The sequence below is a fragment of the Lachnoclostridium phytofermentans ISDg genome, assembly GCF_000018685.1.
GTDB lineage: Bacteria > Bacillota > Clostridia > Lachnospirales > Lachnospiraceae > Lachnoclostridium > Lachnoclostridium phytofermentans.
This window is the reverse complement of sequence record NC_010001.1, coordinates 843,778-860,448: the sequence shown is the minus strand read 5'-3', so window position 1 is coordinate 860,448 and position 16,671 is coordinate 843,778. Positions and strand designations below refer to the sequence as shown.

Annotated in this window: 12 protein-coding genes; 3 read left to right on the top strand and 9 right to left on the bottom strand. The window is 36.8% G+C overall.

What is annotated here, in order from left to right; genetic code table 11:
* Positions 1 to 2 precede the first annotated feature (2 nt).
* The 7 genes from CPHY_RS03550 to CPHY_RS03520 form a co-directional block, all read right to left on the bottom strand.
* A complete protein-coding gene (locus CPHY_RS03550; RefSeq protein WP_012198689.1) occupies positions 3 to 833 on the bottom strand; it encodes a hypothetical protein in 831 nt (276 codons plus the stop codon).
* A 127-nt stretch (positions 834 to 960) separates the two neighbouring features.
* Positions 961 to 1,902, bottom strand: coding sequence for a poly(ethylene terephthalate) hydrolase family protein (locus CPHY_RS03545; protein WP_012198688.1), 942 nt, complete (start codon positions 1,900 to 1,902; stop codon positions 961 to 963).
* A gap of 25 nt (positions 1,903 to 1,927) precedes the next feature.
* Positions 1,928 to 2,545 carry a TetR/AcrR family transcriptional regulator gene (locus CPHY_RS20545; protein ID WP_012198687.1) on the bottom strand — a complete coding sequence of 206 codons (618 nt, stop codon included), beginning with the start codon at positions 2,543 to 2,545 and terminating at the stop codon, positions 1,928 to 1,930.
* Positions 2,546 to 3,086: 541 nt separating this feature from the next.
* On the bottom strand, positions 3,087 to 4,181 hold the full coding sequence (locus CPHY_RS03535; RefSeq protein WP_012198686.1) for a type I phosphomannose isomerase catalytic subunit: 1,095 nt from the start codon (positions 4,179 to 4,181) through the stop codon (positions 3,087 to 3,089).
* 76 nt (positions 4,182 to 4,257) lie between these two features.
* Complete coding sequence (locus CPHY_RS03530) at positions 4,258 to 5,031, bottom strand: GntR family transcriptional regulator (RefSeq protein WP_012198685.1); 774 nt, start codon at positions 5,029 to 5,031, stop codon at positions 4,258 to 4,260.
* Between the two features lie 238 nt (positions 5,032 to 5,269).
* On the bottom strand, positions 5,270 to 7,396 hold the full coding sequence (locus tag CPHY_RS03525) for a hydantoinase/oxoprolinase family protein (RefSeq protein WP_012198684.1): 2,127 nt from the start codon (positions 7,394 to 7,396) through the stop codon (positions 5,270 to 5,272).
* 95 nt (positions 7,397 to 7,491) lie between these two features.
* Positions 7,492 to 8,778 (bottom strand): citrate transporter, encoded by a 1,287-nt coding sequence (locus tag CPHY_RS03520; RefSeq protein WP_012198683.1) that lies wholly within the window; start codon positions 8,776 to 8,778, stop codon positions 7,492 to 7,494.
* Between the two features lie 497 nt (positions 8,779 to 9,275).
* Here CPHY_RS03520 and CPHY_RS03515 point away from each other — a divergent pair, with 497 nt between their 5' ends.
* Positions 9,276 to 9,467: a DUF6132 family protein gene (locus CPHY_RS03515; protein WP_041703146.1), complete on the top strand. Its 192-nt coding sequence runs from the start codon at positions 9,276 to 9,278 to the stop codon at positions 9,465 to 9,467.
* Between the two features lie 111 nt (positions 9,468 to 9,578).
* Here CPHY_RS03515 and ppdK read toward each other — a convergent pair whose 3' ends face one another.
* Positions 9,579 to 12,200: a pyruvate, phosphate dikinase gene (gene ppdK, locus CPHY_RS03510; RefSeq protein WP_012198681.1), complete on the bottom strand. Its 2,622-nt coding sequence runs from the start codon at positions 12,198 to 12,200 to the stop codon at positions 9,579 to 9,581.
* Between the two features lie 837 nt (positions 12,201 to 13,037).
* Here ppdK and CPHY_RS03505 point away from each other — a divergent pair.
* The gene (locus CPHY_RS03505) at positions 13,038 to 13,697 is read left to right on the top strand and encodes an SGNH/GDSL hydrolase family protein (protein ID WP_012198680.1); all 660 of its coding nucleotides are present in this window, start codon (positions 13,038 to 13,040) and stop codon (positions 13,695 to 13,697) included.
* Positions 13,698 to 13,823: 126 nt separating this feature from the next.
* Complete coding sequence (locus tag CPHY_RS03500; protein ID WP_012198596.1) at positions 13,824 to 14,999, top strand: ISL3 family transposase; 1,176 nt, start codon at positions 13,824 to 13,826, stop codon at positions 14,997 to 14,999.
* Between the two features lie 210 nt (positions 15,000 to 15,209).
* Here the strand turns inward: CPHY_RS03500 and CPHY_RS03495 are convergent, their stop codons facing one another.
* Positions 15,210 to 16,598: a glycine--tRNA ligase gene (locus tag CPHY_RS03495; protein ID WP_012198679.1), complete on the bottom strand. Its 1,389-nt coding sequence runs from the start codon at positions 16,596 to 16,598 to the stop codon at positions 15,210 to 15,212.
* Between the last annotated feature and the right edge of the window lie 73 nt (positions 16,599 to 16,671).

The window sequence follows — 16,671 nt, the reverse complement described above, 5'->3', positions numbered from 1 at the left end:
GCTCATTCCTGACTGCTGTGCTTTACATTTCTATTCCAGCCTTTCAATAGGAGTAACAGGACCAATATCGGAAGCAGATAGAAAACGCACCCCTGCAAAAGCGTAAACCAGACATAGGAATGAGGGTAGTCAAACAGCTTCTGCGCTCCCAGATTAATCAGAATCAGCCCAGCTATTACAATAAAATCATACCGCATGAATTTTCGATATATGGTTTTTCCTTTTATATCAGGATGAAAGATATTAGCTTTAATATGTCGTTCAATCAGCAGATAATCCACCAGTATCCTGATAGGATCTATCAAGCATACTGACAAGTCTGCCTTCGTGGTAAAGGTTGGCGCCCCATTCATCGTGAGCAGGATGATACAGGATACAATCAAAAAACCCTTAGCCAGCTCTCTTAACCGGAGTGCAACTAGTTCCAAAGGAGTCGGTAGTTTAATTTCCCGTTGCTCCAGAAACCTTTTACAAAAGCCTTTTGGGTCATTGCCCCATATGTATTCCGGTGATATTTTCTTCTCCTGGATTTCTTTCAATAGCTGTAAAAGCTCAAGCATTATTTGATCAATTTTATAATACGTTTGTTGTTGTCTTTTCTTCTTTCGTTCACGGCGGCTACAGAGGCTTCTATCCTCTTCTGCACGGGCCTTAGACAAGCCGAGTATCTCCATCAGGTAGATCTCAGCGTGAATAAAGGAATCCCAATATTCATCCATAAGGCTTTCAGAAGCATTTTCATAGGTTAGCTGGAATTTAGGTTTGAAGCGACGCTTTTTACAAAGCTTTGAAGCTACAGCCTTGTTGCCACGAATACATTTCTCCTTCTGCATTGATTGAATCAGCTCCTTATTAGCTTGTATTAGCAGTAATTTACAATGTTATTAAGTGATTAATTACTCAATTATTATATTAGCAAATGGCCTTTCAGTCAATTGATTTGGCCTCCCCTGCAATGTATTAAGCTTTGTCATTAAGGACTTTTTTCTGTTGGTTCATATCACTAATATTATCGCGGACTCCGCGTCGATATACTCTTCTCCAGCCCGCATTCTTATATATCTCTCCCTGCTCTTTAAAAATCTCTCCCGCCGTATTATCATCCATAAATCGGTACCGGAACCAGGCTGTCAATATGCCCCTATATTTACCGCCTTCCTCCTGAATCTCCGTATGGGAACAGTAGCGTGCTTCCAGAAACCAACCCTCAACACCGGTTTCTAATCTGTTAATAGCAGCAAGACAACTCTTGAATGGCGAGATAATAAAATCAAGGGTACCGGTTAACACCAAAAAAGGAACATTTATTTTTTCCGGTACATATACATCCTCAGAATCACACCATCGCAGAGCAGGAAGTGCAATAGAAACAACGGTTTTTATATAATCTCCTTCCGTAAAATTCGTATGTAGATTAATCACACCCGTAGAACCCTGGGAATGTCCTGCACAGCCTATCCGCTGCGTATCAACATGCATGTGGAAAATACTGTCCGGATTCGCATTCTCCTCAAACAGATAGCAAAGAGCCTCCTTTAGTGGCTTCCCGGTTCCAGTCTTACTGTTATAGGTATTCATAACAATAAAGCCCCAGGAAGCAAGATGCCGATGCAGCTCATCATAATTCTTCGGTTGGGCGGCTGTTCCATTGCCCCAGATAATTACCGGAAGTGCTCCCTCCAAGTCGATTGGAGCATATAGAATAAAGCTTTCCTTCTTCTCCCCATCGCTTATGATATGAGTCTTTATTATATGTTCTCCTTCTCCGCGAAGAAGTATTCTAGGCTTCCTTTGGTAATCGGACTTTTTATCCGTCTGCCAAGGAATAGCGGCAGGAATACAATACTGCACAACAGCAGCAGTACAACGAAAATAATCGCTAGAATTAATAATAAAATCCACATGGAATTCATCCTATACCTTTCATTTAGTCCAACAGCTTGTGAATCATCCTCCTTACGATATTTAATCGCTCTATAACGTCAATTTCCCCTTTGTCGATGATTTCCTTGCGGTGAGCCAGCTTCTGCAGATAAGCAAAAATGACGCTTACATAGGTTAAGGCTTCGTCAAATTGCTCCTTAACCTTCTCTCCGCTCATATTGGCGTCAATAATGGACTGTATCACCTTGTTATATTCCTGTGACAGATTATCGTTCGGGTACTTATCCGAGTAAAGAAAGTCGAACATACTGATATAACGGTAGGCCTTTATATGAGGAATAAATCTGTCCACCATGGTCAGAAGAATTTTCTTCATGGCTTCGCAGCCATTGCAGTTAGTTATATCTATGAGTTCCAGATCGCTGAATATTTCCTGCAGCATTTCGTACTCCACCTCAAAGGCGATGGGATGTATGCTATCATAGTAGCGGTACATTGTCGCTTTACTTAATCCGGCTTCATTCATAATGTCATTCATTGTTACATTATTCAGTCCTTTTTCCAGAAAAAGCTTTTTTGCCGTACCTATTACCTCTTTTTTTCTTTCCTCCATAAGCAGCTTTCTCTGCTCCAGGTATTTTTCTTTTTTTGTTTCTGCCATTCTATTTCATGGATAACTCTAATCAAAGTACCCATATCCTCCCATCCTTCATAATCATATACCTTATTAGTCATACTGCCATCAAACTTTGATTCATATGTCCTTAATATAAGCACTGCACCAATGCAGCCTAAGAGATAGGCTAATTCTTTCTCTGTAGGAGCAGCCACTATTAATAGGCTATTTCTAATAGATTATTCATGATACTATATGTATCATGATACCTTATGTTTCGCCATGTGTCAATGGGGTATACTAAGGACCACCTAAATAATTTTCTCATGAGAATTCACCATTCCTTATTTTTAATAATTGTTTAATAAAATGATTCCGGCAGTTTTACAAATACAAAGAGCACCTTACCAATATTCATTGATAAAGTGCTCTATAATTACTTGTTAAAAATTTTATGTATACAACAATCATGTCCATCCATGATAATCTGCACCATTTCACATCCTAAATTACTGTTAAACCCTCAACATAATCTTTATCAAAGTTACTGTGGAGACTACAAGGCATTTATTTTCTATTAATATCACTATAATTTTGGACCAAAAAACTGCATCACCTTTAATGTTTCCTTCCCTTTATTGATGAACTCAATTTTACCAGTTGGTGCAGGAATAAAGTATTGATCCCCTTTATGTATCTCTTGACTCACTCCGTTAGATATCATTTCTCCTTCGCTGTCTAATATATACAGACCGGAAAATACTTTATCTAAGTTTAGAACTACTTTGGTGTTTACCTCTATCTGGTTCATTTTGAAATGTTCAGTACTGTCATAATCAATTAACGAAGTAATCGTTCCACCTTCCTGTATATCTACAATGTTACTAGGAATAAGCCATTTCATTCGAACTTCCTCTTCTGTAAAGGTGTCATAATTAAAACAATCCAGCATTTTTTCAAAACCTAATCCCTGGTGACACATATAATCGTTAATCTGGAAGCCTGATGGTGTTGTTTTCTCTACTCGTATAGTATAATCCGTAGGTTCTTGGATTTCTACTAAAAAGCATCCACCACCTATCGCATGGGGCGTTCCTCCTTCAATCAAGATAACTTCCCCTTCCCTAACTTTAAATTTATTTAATGCATTTAACATGCCCGAAATGTCCTGCTCTTCGAATAATTTCTTCCACTGTTCTTTGGTAACACCCTTCTTAAAACCTAGATAAATACATGGTGCATTACCATCGATATCACGACCACCTAAAATATACCAGCACTCTGTCTTACCATAGGCTGACTGAAATAAATCTTTTGCGATTTTTCTATCCGGATGTACTTGAACCGTCAAACGCTCTGCAGCATCAATTATTTTGACTAACACTCCCATTTGATTATCATATTTTAATGCATGTTGCTCTCCTAAATAAGATACCGGATTCCCTTCAATTATGCTCTTTAAAGATAAAGTCTCATCATTTGCCAGAACGCTGAGACCCTCGTCTTTAATATGTTCCCTGCCAGCATTTCTTGCAGATACAACAGACATAATCCATTCTTCCGGAAAATGAGCATCTGTACCTTCCTTTAGTCCATGCAACTGGTCTAATAGTTTTCCTCCAAGGTAAGTTCTCCAAGCCCTGGCATTGTTTAGCTTAATGGGTAAATTTTCTTGAATCATATCTGTCTCCTTTTTAAATTACTAGGCATACTAGAAAATCATAAAAAGAATGATAAAAGATATCAATTTATATTTATTATTGAGCTAAGCTTTTTATTGACTGTAAATAATCGCCCTCCCAAAATAGATCCGCTTTGTGTGATGTATTTTCATATTCTTGGAAAAGATAAGGGAATTTTTTTACAATTTTTCCTTCTTCTCGCTCCAATTTACAAATATGCAAATGAAAAATACTCTGCATCATCTCGGTATCCCTCGCCTGGGACGCAGTAATCAGCCCTTCATGTTGTTTTACAATTTCAGTTAATTTTTTATTATCATCTAAACTCAGCAAACGAATACGTCTATAATGCCCTGAAACACTTTGTAAGGTGTGATGAGAAAATAGTCTCTTTGTTACAGAATAAAATATTTGATGAAATTGATCATCCAACAATAAAAAGTTTCTAATATCAACATTCTTCATTTCCAGTAATTCGTTTTCTTTTCGTAAAACCTCTTGTAATAAAATGATGTCTGTAGGAGTATGACAAGCCATGAACAGTTTCATAACTGCCTCTTCCACTGATAATCGCATAAAACGCTCTTCATTTACTCTATTTAAATCTATCAAAGAAATCATAGTTCCGCGTTGCGGTAATAATGTAACAAGCCCCTCCTGATCCAGCCTTAGAAGCGTATCTCTAGCAGGAGAACGTCCTATTTTAAAATGTTCACAAATATCACGTATACTTAAAAGTGCACCTGGTTCTAAATACATTTCAACAATTGCTCTTCGTAATACAGGATATAACTCCCCCATATTCAAATCTTGTTCCTGCAAGGATGTCAGCATTTGTTCATCTAACATATTTACTCTCCCCTCGTCTTGCTTTTAATAGTCTATCTGCATTCTACACATTAGGAAGTAGAAAATCAAGCGAAATCTGGTTCATCAAAAGTAATATATATTTTTCAACTACAATTCCTTATATCATTTCTTAATTTCTCCTGATACCACTTGTTATCTTCAACACTTAAAGCTCTCATAACGGTGTCCATAAGCAGAGTGGTATCAAGATTCATATTATCAATATTGCTGACATTCATTATAATTCATTTCTTGCAAGAACGAGAATTAAATTATCTTCTGGAGCTTTATCAGAGAGTTCTGCTTCAATCAGTCCTGAAACCTGTGTGAATTCTGGAATTCCTGAATAATCAAGTACACGGGAACCTGATATTACATAAACATCTGGATTAATTCGAATTTCGCCAGAGAAGTTACTTGAACTATCCCACATCTTCTTAAGGGTTTCCGATACGTTCTCCATCGTAGTAGTTTCAACAAGACCATTGGTGCGCTGAATCTTAATAAATCCTTTCTTGTCAATAACACGTATTGGGGCTTTGCCGTTTATCTCGCCTGTAACAACAAATACAAGCCCATTACTTGCATTTAATTTTGCTTCTTTTTTGCTTACACCAATGGAGGCAGCACCAATTTCTAAAGCTTCATCCTCATTGCAATTTTTCATTAAGTCTGTTGTTTTAACTTCTGTAGATCCCATTGCAATTGCTGTAACTTTCTGGGCCTGTTCATCAATTTCTACATAAACTTCAATAGATTCTTCTACTGCTCCACTGTTCATAGCTAATTCTTTTGCTTCTTTTTTCAGTTCAGCAATGTCTTTTGCCGTTGGGTTAGGAATTGTTCTTTCTACCATTTCACGAACCATGGCTAAAGCAACACCAATAGAGGAAATTACTTCCGCATTTACTGGAATTAAATATTTAAATTGCATCATATTAGCTGTGAATGTTAATAATGTACCGGCACCACCACCAGCACCAACTAAAACAATTTGCTCTCTTTCTATCTTATATTTAGCAATTAAATCTTCAATTACAGGGATGATTTTCTCTGATGATTTCGTCAAGATTGTTTTAGCGGTATCCTCAACAGACATACCAACTTCATCTGCTAAAAGCTTCATAGCCTTACAACTAGATTCATAATTACCTGTAGCATAATCACCTTCTGCTAAAATACGAAGTACGTTAGCTGCACAGGTATTCGTAATTGTAACACTTTCCCCATTGTTTAACTTAATAGCTACGTAATCACTTGGGTCATTAGCTCTTGGCTTTACATGATACAGTTTTGCACCATCGAATAATTTTGGTTCTGTAAAACATGCATAACCCATACCTGCAATATGTGCGGAACGAGGTCCAACATCAATGATTTCACCCTTTTTCGCACGCACCATACTACCACCGGCAACACCAAGTACACGTACGTCAAGACTGTTTACATAAGTTCTGTGGCCACCAATAATGGAATAATCTACGGCAGGTCGACCATTCTTTATGACACCAACGTTAGTAGAAGTACCACCAACTTCGAAATAAATACCATTAGATGCACGAAGATACATTAATGCACCTATAACACTGGCAGCTGGTCCAGATAACATGGTTAGAATCGGACGTTTTTTCATTTCGTTTATTTCCATAACACCACCGTCACCACGCATGATCATTAGTGGTACATTAACACCTGCCGAGCGAACACTTCGCTCAGTAGAATTTGCGGTATCAAGCATTTTTGGTAAAATAGATGCATTTAAAGCAGCCGTACGGGTTCTAGTTGTTAAGCCGTAGAGTTTAGTAATATCTGATGCAACGGTACATGGGATTCCCATTTTTTCAGATTCCTCTGCTACTAGACGCTCTTCTCGCATATTGTCTACACCGAACGCTTTACTTGCTACGATAACTCTATCACCTTGGTCGTATAAATTTTTTAAAGTTTCTTTTACTTTTTCCGGTGTCATTTCTTTTATTTTTAAATGAGTGTGATCAACTTCGATACTTTGTCCTGTTCCTAGGTCAATATTGGCAATCTTGGTTTGCCTCTTAGCAAGAAAACCTTCTATTCCACCACCACTGATACCAACAACTCCAACTCTTGCAACGTCACCTTCTAGTAGCGCATTCGTAGCCTGCGTGGTACTATGAGCGATGAATATAACTTCGTCTGGTTGGATATTATTTTCAGAAAGACATTTTTTAAATGCTTCAACAACACCTGTGGCAACACCGTGTTCATCATGATGTGTTGTCATAACGGATCCTTTGCCTACGATTTCATTCGTATTATTATCTATAGCTACAGCCTTAGTATGGGTACCACCAACGTCGATACCGATACGAATTGCTCTTTTACTCATAATCATTCCTCCGTGGTAAAGTCTAACTATTATTAATCAAAAAAGCTGGTCTGCCTTTATCTGGTCAAGACCAGCTCTCTTGTTAATAAGAACTATTATTTCATACCTATTAAAATGAAACCTACAACTTCAACTGCCGCACAGATAATCCATGCCCAAGGTAAGTTGGTCTTTATGTATTGCTTTGGTTCTACCTTTGTGTAACTTAATCCCCACATAGTCCAAGATTGTGTAGGACAAGCGGATGCTACGATAGCAACTGGTGGTATTAAAAATAACATAAACAGGTATGCTTCATTAAATACGCCCATAGCTTGGAAAATTGAAACTAATGCGATACCGGAGCCCCAAATCATTAAAGGTCCGCGGAATAATGCAAGAGGTGCAAGGATGCAAATAGCGATTAAAATAACTACTGGTGATGATGGAATAAAGTTTCCAAGTAAGTCAGAAAGGATTGGTGCTACCTGTTTTGCAGCAGCCTGGAAAATATTAACGCTATATAACATACCAATTAACAAACCACTATCAGCGATACCATCGTATAACGTTTTTTGTACTTTTTCTACAGCTAGCTTATAGGAACGTAAATTATTTGTAAATAACAATCCCAAGAAGATAGCTAATAAGAAGGATGGCACTGGCGCCCATTTGAAGAAGGAAACCATAGCGATTGGAACAAAAGGAACGATTGCACTGTACCAAGCGATTGGTTTCGCTTCTTTACTTGCGGCCTGAGCAGCCCAAGCGCGTACTTTACCTTTTTTCTGTTTGCTGTAGTTGAATAAAATAAAAATTATCATGATAGCTACATGAATGATAGTTGCAATTACTGCGAAACGTATGTATTTGTTATCATAAGTCATGTTAGGGAATACTGCGAAGAACTGGCTTACGTAAGCAATATTTAAATACATACCAGCTGCTACAGCAAACATATAGGTACCTAAAGCGACTTTTTTATCAATACCTAATGACATAAGAATAGGTAATACAATCATACCGATTGCCATAACTGAACCTACACCGAAAGCACTAGTAAAAATTAAGGAACAAACTACACTTAAAAGTAAAGTTGTAACTAATGGCTTATCTCCTGCTAATTCTACAGTCTTTTTAATAATATACCCAGCGATACCAGTATCAACTAATACTCTACCAAACCAAGCACCGAATACTATGATTGCTATGGTTTTTCCGTAACTTTCAACGGATGCCTGAAATACATCATTAACAATAGTGGTGACGGGAACTCTACCTATGATACACCAAAGTATTGATGTAACAATGAATCCAATTAATAAGTTTCCGCCCTTCATACAATAAACAATTAGAGCGATGAATGTGGCAATTAATAAAATACCAGAAATGATGTTAAACATGCCCTTTCCTCCTTAAGATGTGTAATACCTGAAAATAATTTTTATAAGAAAACCCAACTAATATATTAGTACTGATATATTAGCATTAACATGAATGGTTATCTAGCTGTAAAATCAACAAAGTAAATTGGTTTTTTTGTGCATTTATAACAATAAATTAAAAATTCTATGACTTTCTACATATGAGTTAAGCAATTCATATCCATTTTTATGTTTATTTCAAGTAAATTTGTCTAATTAATTTATCAAATAATTGGTCATGTGATTTCATCACAGAAGTAACCTATACTAATTGCTATAATCCCAATAGAACACAAGACATAGTATTTAAAAGATGTGTTAAAAATGTCAAACGTAATCATTATAGGGAATGGTCCTGCGTAATTACGAAACTAGAGTGAAGTTTTATCAATCATTCACTCAAATGGTTTGTGACCGCATTATTCAACTAAAAAACTTTATAGGCGCAAAATACATGTGCAAGAACGGAGGAAATCATGATAATTAAAATGTTGATAGGAGCTGTGATTGGTGGATTGTCGGGTTATATTTATTACAAAAAAGTTGGTTGCCCTAGTGGCTCCTGTCCTATCACATCAAACCCTTATAGTTCTACTATTTATGGAGCACTGATGGGACTAATGATTAGTAATTCTTTTCAGCAGTGTATTATTACTATTTGCCTCTAGTTCAGATTAGATGAAAAAAAGCAGCCCATAAAGGACTGCTTTTCAATATATTACAATTATTTATTGTTTAATGCTGCCTTGTGCTAAGCAGCACAGGCTTATACTTTGTTACTATTTATTGTTCAATGCTGCCTGTGCTGCTGCTAATCTAGCAATTGGCACACGGTATGGAGAACAGGAAACATAAGTTAAACCAGCCTTATGGCAGAATTCAACGGAAGATGGATCTCCGCCGTGCTCACCACAGATACCAAGTTTAAGGTTTGGACGAACCTGTCTGCCCTTTTCGCAAGCCATCTTAACCAATTGGCCAACACCATTCTGGTCAAGTCTTGCAAATGGATCTGACTCGTAAATTTTGCTCTTGTAGTAAGCATCTAAGAATTTACCAGCATCATCACGAGAGAAACCAAAGGTCATCTGTGTTAAGTCGTTTGTACCGAAGGAGAAGAATTCAGCTTCTTCTGCAATCTCATCAGCAAGTAAAGCTGCACGAGGAATTTCGATCATAGTACCAATGTGGTATTCAATATCGGAATTTTTCTCTTTCTTTACTAATTCTGCTGTTTCTTCAACGATATTCTTAACAAATTTTAACTCTTTCTTCTCACCAACAAGTGGAATCATGATTTCTGGTATAATGTCATAACCCTTCTCATTCTTCACTTCAATTGCAGCTTCCATTACAGCACGAGTCTGCATTCTAGCGATTTCTGGATAAGTTACAGCAAGACGACAACCTCTGTGACCCATCATTGGGTTGAACTCATGAAGTGAATCACAAGTAGCCTTTACATCAGCAACAGTAAGGTTCATGTCCATAGCAAGCTGTTCAATATCCTCATGAGATGTTGGTACGAACTCATGTAGAGGTGGGTCTAAGTAACGAACTGTCATAGGCTTTCCTTCGAGTACTTCGAACATAGCCTTAAAGTCCGCTTTCTGGAACTCAAGAAGCTCATCTAATGCTGCTTCTCTTCCTTCTACAGTCTTGCTTAAGATCATCTTACGGATCTTAGGAATTCTCTCTGGATCAAAGAACATATGCTCTGTACGGCAGAGACCGATCCCTTCTGCTCCTAACTTCACTGCATTTAGAGTATCTGCAGGAGTATCCGCATTTGTTCTAACCTGAAGTGTTCTAAATTCATCAGACCATTCCATAATTCTTCCAAAGTATCCGCTTACGCTAGCTTCAATCGTACTAATATCTCCAAGATAAATCTTACCAGTGGAACCATCTAAGGAAATGTATTCACCTTCGTTAATTCTTTCTCCACCAAGTTCGAAATATTTCTCTTCTTCATTAAACTTAATTTCTCCACAACCTGATACACAAGCAGTACCCATACCACGAGCAACTACTGCTGCGTGAGATGTCATACCACCACGAGCGGTTAAGATACCCTGAGATGCATGCATACCCTCGATATCCTCTGGAGATGTCTCAAGACGAACTAAGATAACTCTTGCACCCTTTTCATGTGCTTCTTTTGCTTCGTCTGCTGTAAAGTAAACCTTACCAGCAGCAGCACCTGGAGATGCAGGAAGAGCAGAACCAATTACATGACCTTCTTTTAATGCCTTTGGATCAAAAGTAGGATGTAATAACTGATCTAAGGACTTCGCATCAATACGAAGAACTGCCTCCTGTGGAGTAATCTTGCCTTCATCAACTAAATCACAAGCAATTTTAATTGCTGCAGGAGCTGTTCTTTTGCCATTACGTGTCTGTAAGAAGTATAACTTACCTTCTTGAATCGTAAACTCCATATCCTGCATATCGCGATAGTGATTCTCTAATTTATGTGCAATCTCCATAAACTGCTTAAAGCAATCTGGAAGATCCTCTTCTAATCTTGTGATAGGTTGAGGTGTTCTAATACCAGCAACAACGTCTTCACCCTGAGCATTGATTAAGTATTCGCCGTAGATACCATTCTCACCAGTAGAAGGGTTACGTGTAAATGCTACACCAGTACCGGAAGTGTTACCCATGTTACCGAATACCATTGCCTGTACGTTTACTGCGGTACCCCAATCACCAGGGATATCATTCATACGACGGTAAACAATAGCACGTGGATTATCCCAAGAACGGAAAACTGCCTTAACAGCTTCCATTAATTGAACCTTTGGATCCTGTGGGAAATCCTCTCCCATCTTGCTCTTATAAATAGCTTTATATCTTGTAATTACTTCTTTTAAATCTTCTGCAGTTAAGTCAGTGTCAAACTTAGCACCCTTAGATTCTTTGATTTCATCTAAGATACCTTCAAAGAAGGTCTTACTCATCTCCATAACAACGTCAGAGAACATTTGAATGAAACGTCTATAAGAATCGTATGCGAATCTTGGGTTACCAGTTTTAGCTGCGAATCCTTCTACAGCAACGTCATTTAAACCAAGGTTCAGAATTGTATCCATCATACCAGGCATAGAAGCTCTTGCACCGGAACGTACAGAAACTAATAACGGATCTTCATTATCACCGAATTTTTTTCCCTGCATTTCTTCCAATTTGCCAAGTGCCTCGAAAATCTGAGATTGTACATCATCTGTGACTTTTTTGCCGCTGTTGTAATAGTCGGTACAAGCTTCTGTAGTAACAGTAAAACCTTGTGGAATAGGAAGACCAAGGTTAGTCATCTCTGCTAAGTTAGCACCCTTGCCACCAAGAAGGTTTTTCATATTGGCGTTGCCTTCTTTAAACATATACACCCATTTTGCCATGTGGTATTACCTCCTAAAAATGTTTGACTATATATTGAGGCTTATCTTTATGTACTTTTACTTAAAACTGAAAGCCTGACTATAGTCGCCATATACGATTATAGCACATAGTTAGTCCATTGGAAATACTTTTTTGAATAATTCGATATTTTATACGACATTATCACCTATATTTTTGTGTATTGTGCACAAATGCTTAAAACTGGATTTTTGTAAATGCTTACATAGCACAATATGTACAAAAAATCCTAGATATAATTGGAAGTGCTTTCATATATTTGGGTGCATTTGTTATTAAATTCTAATTATGAAGTCATTATTAACAAGTAATCTTCTGCTAAAATGTTTTTGTTATACCATTTGTACAAAGTTTCATATACTGTATTTTACTTCCTTTTATATACAATATTTTTAATTTTTACTATATTATGGTATTTATTTTTGATTTTATAAAAAAAGTAAGAACTTACAAAAATCTTACAAATGAACTTATTTAGCAACCATATTACACTTTTATTTTCATCAATGTACAAGAAAATTCATGCCTCCATATAAAAGAAAATTCCGTAATAGTTTCCTTTTCTAGATTATGATATAATGATTACGGACTACTTATTTTCATTCAGCAACCTACATTTTTTTATATGAAGTATTGAATTATGGAGATCGTATACTCCAAGTCTGAGGTTAAATTCCTCTTTTTAACTTATGGTATTCCAAATTTACTAACTATTTTGTAGTTAAATTTGAAATAGATGAAGTTCAGTTAGAAATTTGCTTGATATTCCATTGGGAACAAGTAAACAAATAGACATCAAAGAAAGGAAAGTAGAAGAAATGAAGATTAAAACAGGTAGCAGATTACTTTTTACCGGAGACTCCATTACAGATGTAGGTAGAGTTCGCCCTATTGGTGAAGCTCCCTATGGTCTTGGCGAGGGGTATCCAAAGTTAGTATCCGGTATGTTAACTGCATTTTTGCCAGAATTAAAAATCCATGTGTTGAATACAGGAATCAGTGGTAATACCATACGTGATTTACGGGCACGCTGGCAAACAGACGTATTAGATCAAAACCCTGATTGGGTATCCATGATGATTGGAGTAAATGATGTTTGGAGACATTTCGATCGTCCTTTTGAACCAAATATTTGGGTTAGCAAAGAAGAGTACATAAAAACATATCGCGAGCTAATTGAAATGACGAAAGATAAGGTAAAGGGAATGGTCCTTATCGCCCCTTACTATATTGATAAGAATGAAACAGATCCTATGACCGCTATGGTTCGCGATTTTGCATCTGTTGTAAAAGAACTAGCTAAGGAGTATCAGGTTATCTTCTGTGATGTTCAAAAGGAATTTGATGAAGCACAAAAGAACCTACATCATATGGGCATTTCCGTAGACCGCGTTCATCCAAATGGAGGGAATTCTCCTGGACACTTTATATTAGCAAAATCCTTCCTAAAATCAGTGGAGTGTTGGCCAATCGAATAATAAAATGGCTCTATAATAAATGTTGGGGTATGTGAAATTAATTCGCTACTCCAACGTTTTTTATTTTATAATAATAAAAAACCTCCCAGTGCCAGTCTCGAAACAAATCACCAGGAGGTTGCATAAATGCATAATTATTGTATCAATAAACTACTAAATTTAAAAGAGGTAAAAGTAAAAAATATAATTCATGGGGATTCCTATGTAAAAATCTTTATTGAAACAAAGGCTAGCGTACAAACTTGTCCTTGCTGTGGTCGCCATACCAAGCAAATTCATGATTACCGTTGGCAATCCATCAAGGACTTGCCCTTTCAACTAAAGCATTGTTACCTAGTTTTAAAAAAGCGACGTTATCGATGTTCTTGTGGAAAAAGATTTAGTGAAAAGTATTCTTTCCTTGCTCGTTATCAGCAAAGATCTACTCGCTTAACTCAATACATAGTAAATGAATTAAGAGATACTACTTCACTAAAATCTGTTGCTAATAAAGCCAATGTTTCATCCGCTACTATTGTAAGGATTCTAGACACAATCCATTATACTTGCCCTTCTTTAAAAGACGCGATATCCATTGATGAATATAAAGGCAATGCTGAGACTGGAAAGTATCAATGTATCATCGTTAATCCAAAGCAGCGCTCCATTATGGATATCCTTCCTGACCGCACACAACCTCACTTATCTGCCTATTTTCGGAATATAAACCGTAGCGAGCGATATCGTGTAAAATATTTTGTGTGTGATATGTGGCAGCCATATGTGGATTTAGCCCATAGCTATTTCCCCAATGCACAAGTAATTATTGATAAATATCATTTTATTCGTCAAGTCACCTGGGCAATTGAAAATGTAAGAAAGCGACTTCAAAAAACAATGCCTACTTCTTTAAGAAAATACTATAAACGAAGCCATAAACTGATTTTAACACGCTATCATAAACTAGAAGACGAATACAAAAAAGCATGTGACTTGATGCTTTATTACAATGATGACTTACGAAAAGCGCATATGTTGAAAGAATGGTTTTATGATATTTGTCAAAGTACTAAGTACTCCTTTCAGAGAACACAGTTTTACGAATGGATTCGCAATGCAGAAAGTTCTGGTATAGCAGAGTTTGAAAAATGTGCTGCCACATACCGTCACTGGGGAAAAGAAATATTAAATTCTTTTAAATATGGAATTACAAACGGACCAACAGAAGGTTTTAATAATAAGATAAAAGTTCTTAAACGTATTTCCTATGGTATTCGAAACTTTGAACGTTTCCGTACTCGTATTTTACACTCTTGTAACTAAATAACAATAGACTGGCACGAGGTTTATTTCGTATGCCCAAAAATATATGTTATAGGCCCCAAATATAAAAATAGCTCTACATCCAGTAATGGAGCATGATTGATAACAATTATACCCCAAGACTTGACATAGAGCCAATAAAATAAGGGCAAATGAAATACCATTTAGAATAATTTCGAATGGTTTTTCATTTGCCCTTTTTCTTATATATTAAAACTCAAATTTCTTCTCAAAATAAGCCTTTAAGTCTTCAATCTTGATTCTTTCCTGTTCCATTGTATCACGATCACGAACAGTAACTGCACCATCTGTTTCGGAGTCAAAATCGTAAGTAATACAGAAAGGTGTACCAATCTCATCCTGTCTTCTGTAACGTTTACCAATATTTCCTCTATCATCAAATTCACAGTTATAATACTTACTAAGATCTGTGTAAATCTTTTCTGCATTCTCGCTTAATTTCTTTGATAATGGAAGCACACCAATTTTAACTGGTGCAATTGCTGGATGGAAATGAAGTACAGTACGAACATCTCCCTCTGCAATTTCTTCTTCATCATAAGCTGCGCAAAGAAAAGCTAAAGTTACACGGTCAGCACCAAGAGATGGCTCGATTACGTAAGGGATATATCTCTGACCCTTTTCATCATCGAAGTAGCTCAAATCTTCTTTGGATACATTCTGATGCTGTGTTAAATCGTAATCTGTTCTATCTGCAATACCCCAAAGCTCACCCCAACCAAATGGGAATAAGAATTCAATATCTGATGTTGCTTTGGAATAGAAGGATAATTCTTCTTTTTCATGATCACGAACACGCATCTCATCTTCTTTGATACCAAGTGTCTGTAACCAGTCGATACAGAACTGTTTCCAATAAGCAAACCACTCAAGGTCTGTATCTGGTTCACAGAAGAATTCTAATTCCATCTGCTCAAACTCTCTGGTACGGAATGTAAAATTACCTGGAGTAATCTCATTACGGAAGGACTTACCAACTTGACCGATACCAAATGGAATCTTCTTTCTGGATGTTCTCTGAACATTTTTAAAGTTTACGAAAATACCTTGTGCTGTTTCTGGTCTTAAATATACTGTATTTTTTGCATCCTCAGTAACGCCCTGGAATGTTTTAAACATTAAGTTAAACTGACGGATATCCGTAAAGTTATGCTTTCCACAGGTTGGACATGGAATATTGTTTTTCTCAATGTATGCAGACATTTCTTCATGAGACCAAGCATCAACAGAGCCTTCAAGAGTAAGGTTTTTCTCTGTAGCATAATCTTCAATTATTTTATCTGCACGGAATCTCTCACGACATTCCTTACAATCCATTAATGGATCAGAGAAACTGCCAAGGTGACCGCTTGCTACCCAAGTCTGTGGATTCATTAAGATGGCACAATCTACACCAACATTATATGGATTCTGCTGAATAAATTTAGTCCACCAAGCTTTCTTTACATTGTTTTTAAGCTCAACACCAAGATTACCGTAATCCCAAGTGTTCGCAAGTCCACCATATATTTCAGACCCCGGATATACAAAACCTCTTGCCTTAGCTAAAGCAACAATTTTCTCCATTGTCTTTTCCATAACAATCATCCTCACATTTCATCATTCTATCATTTCTGAAACTTACTAAGCTATCAAAACATAAATCGTATCT

Coding starts and splice junctions, on each gene's coding strand:
- CPHY_RS03550 (WP_012198689.1), bottom strand. CDS start 833: ATGCAGAAGGAGAAATGTATTCGTGGCAACAAGGCTGTAGCTTCAAAG.
- CPHY_RS20545 (WP_012198687.1), bottom strand. CDS start 2,545: ATGGCAGAAACAAAAAAAGAAAAATACCTGGAGCAGAGAAAGCTGCTT.
- CPHY_RS03535 (WP_012198686.1), bottom strand. CDS start 4,181: ATGATTCAAGAAAATTTACCCATTAAGCTAAACAATGCCAGGGCTTGG.
- CPHY_RS03530 (WP_012198685.1), bottom strand. CDS start 5,031: ATGTTAGATGAACAAATGCTGACATCCTTGCAGGAACAAGATTTGAAT.
- CPHY_RS03525 (WP_012198684.1), bottom strand. CDS start 7,396: ATGAGTAAAAGAGCAATTCGTATCGGTATCGACGTTGGTGGTACCCAT.
- CPHY_RS03520 (WP_012198683.1), bottom strand. CDS start 8,778: ATGTTTAACATCATTTCTGGTATTTTATTAATTGCCACATTCATCGCT.
- CPHY_RS03515 (WP_041703146.1), top strand. CDS start 9,276: ATGATAATTAAAATGTTGATAGGAGCTGTGATTGGTGGATTGTCGGGT.
- ppdK (WP_012198681.1), bottom strand. CDS start 12,200: ATGGCAAAATGGGTGTATATGTTTAAAGAAGGCAACGCCAATATGAAA.
- CPHY_RS03505 (WP_012198680.1), top strand. CDS start 13,038: ATGAAGATTAAAACAGGTAGCAGATTACTTTTTACCGGAGACTCCATT.
- CPHY_RS03500 (WP_012198596.1), top strand. CDS start 13,824: ATGCATAATTATTGTATCAATAAACTACTAAATTTAAAAGAGGTAAAA.
- CPHY_RS03495 (WP_012198679.1), bottom strand. CDS start 16,598: ATGGAAAAGACAATGGAGAAAATTGTTGCTTTAGCTAAGGCAAGAGGT.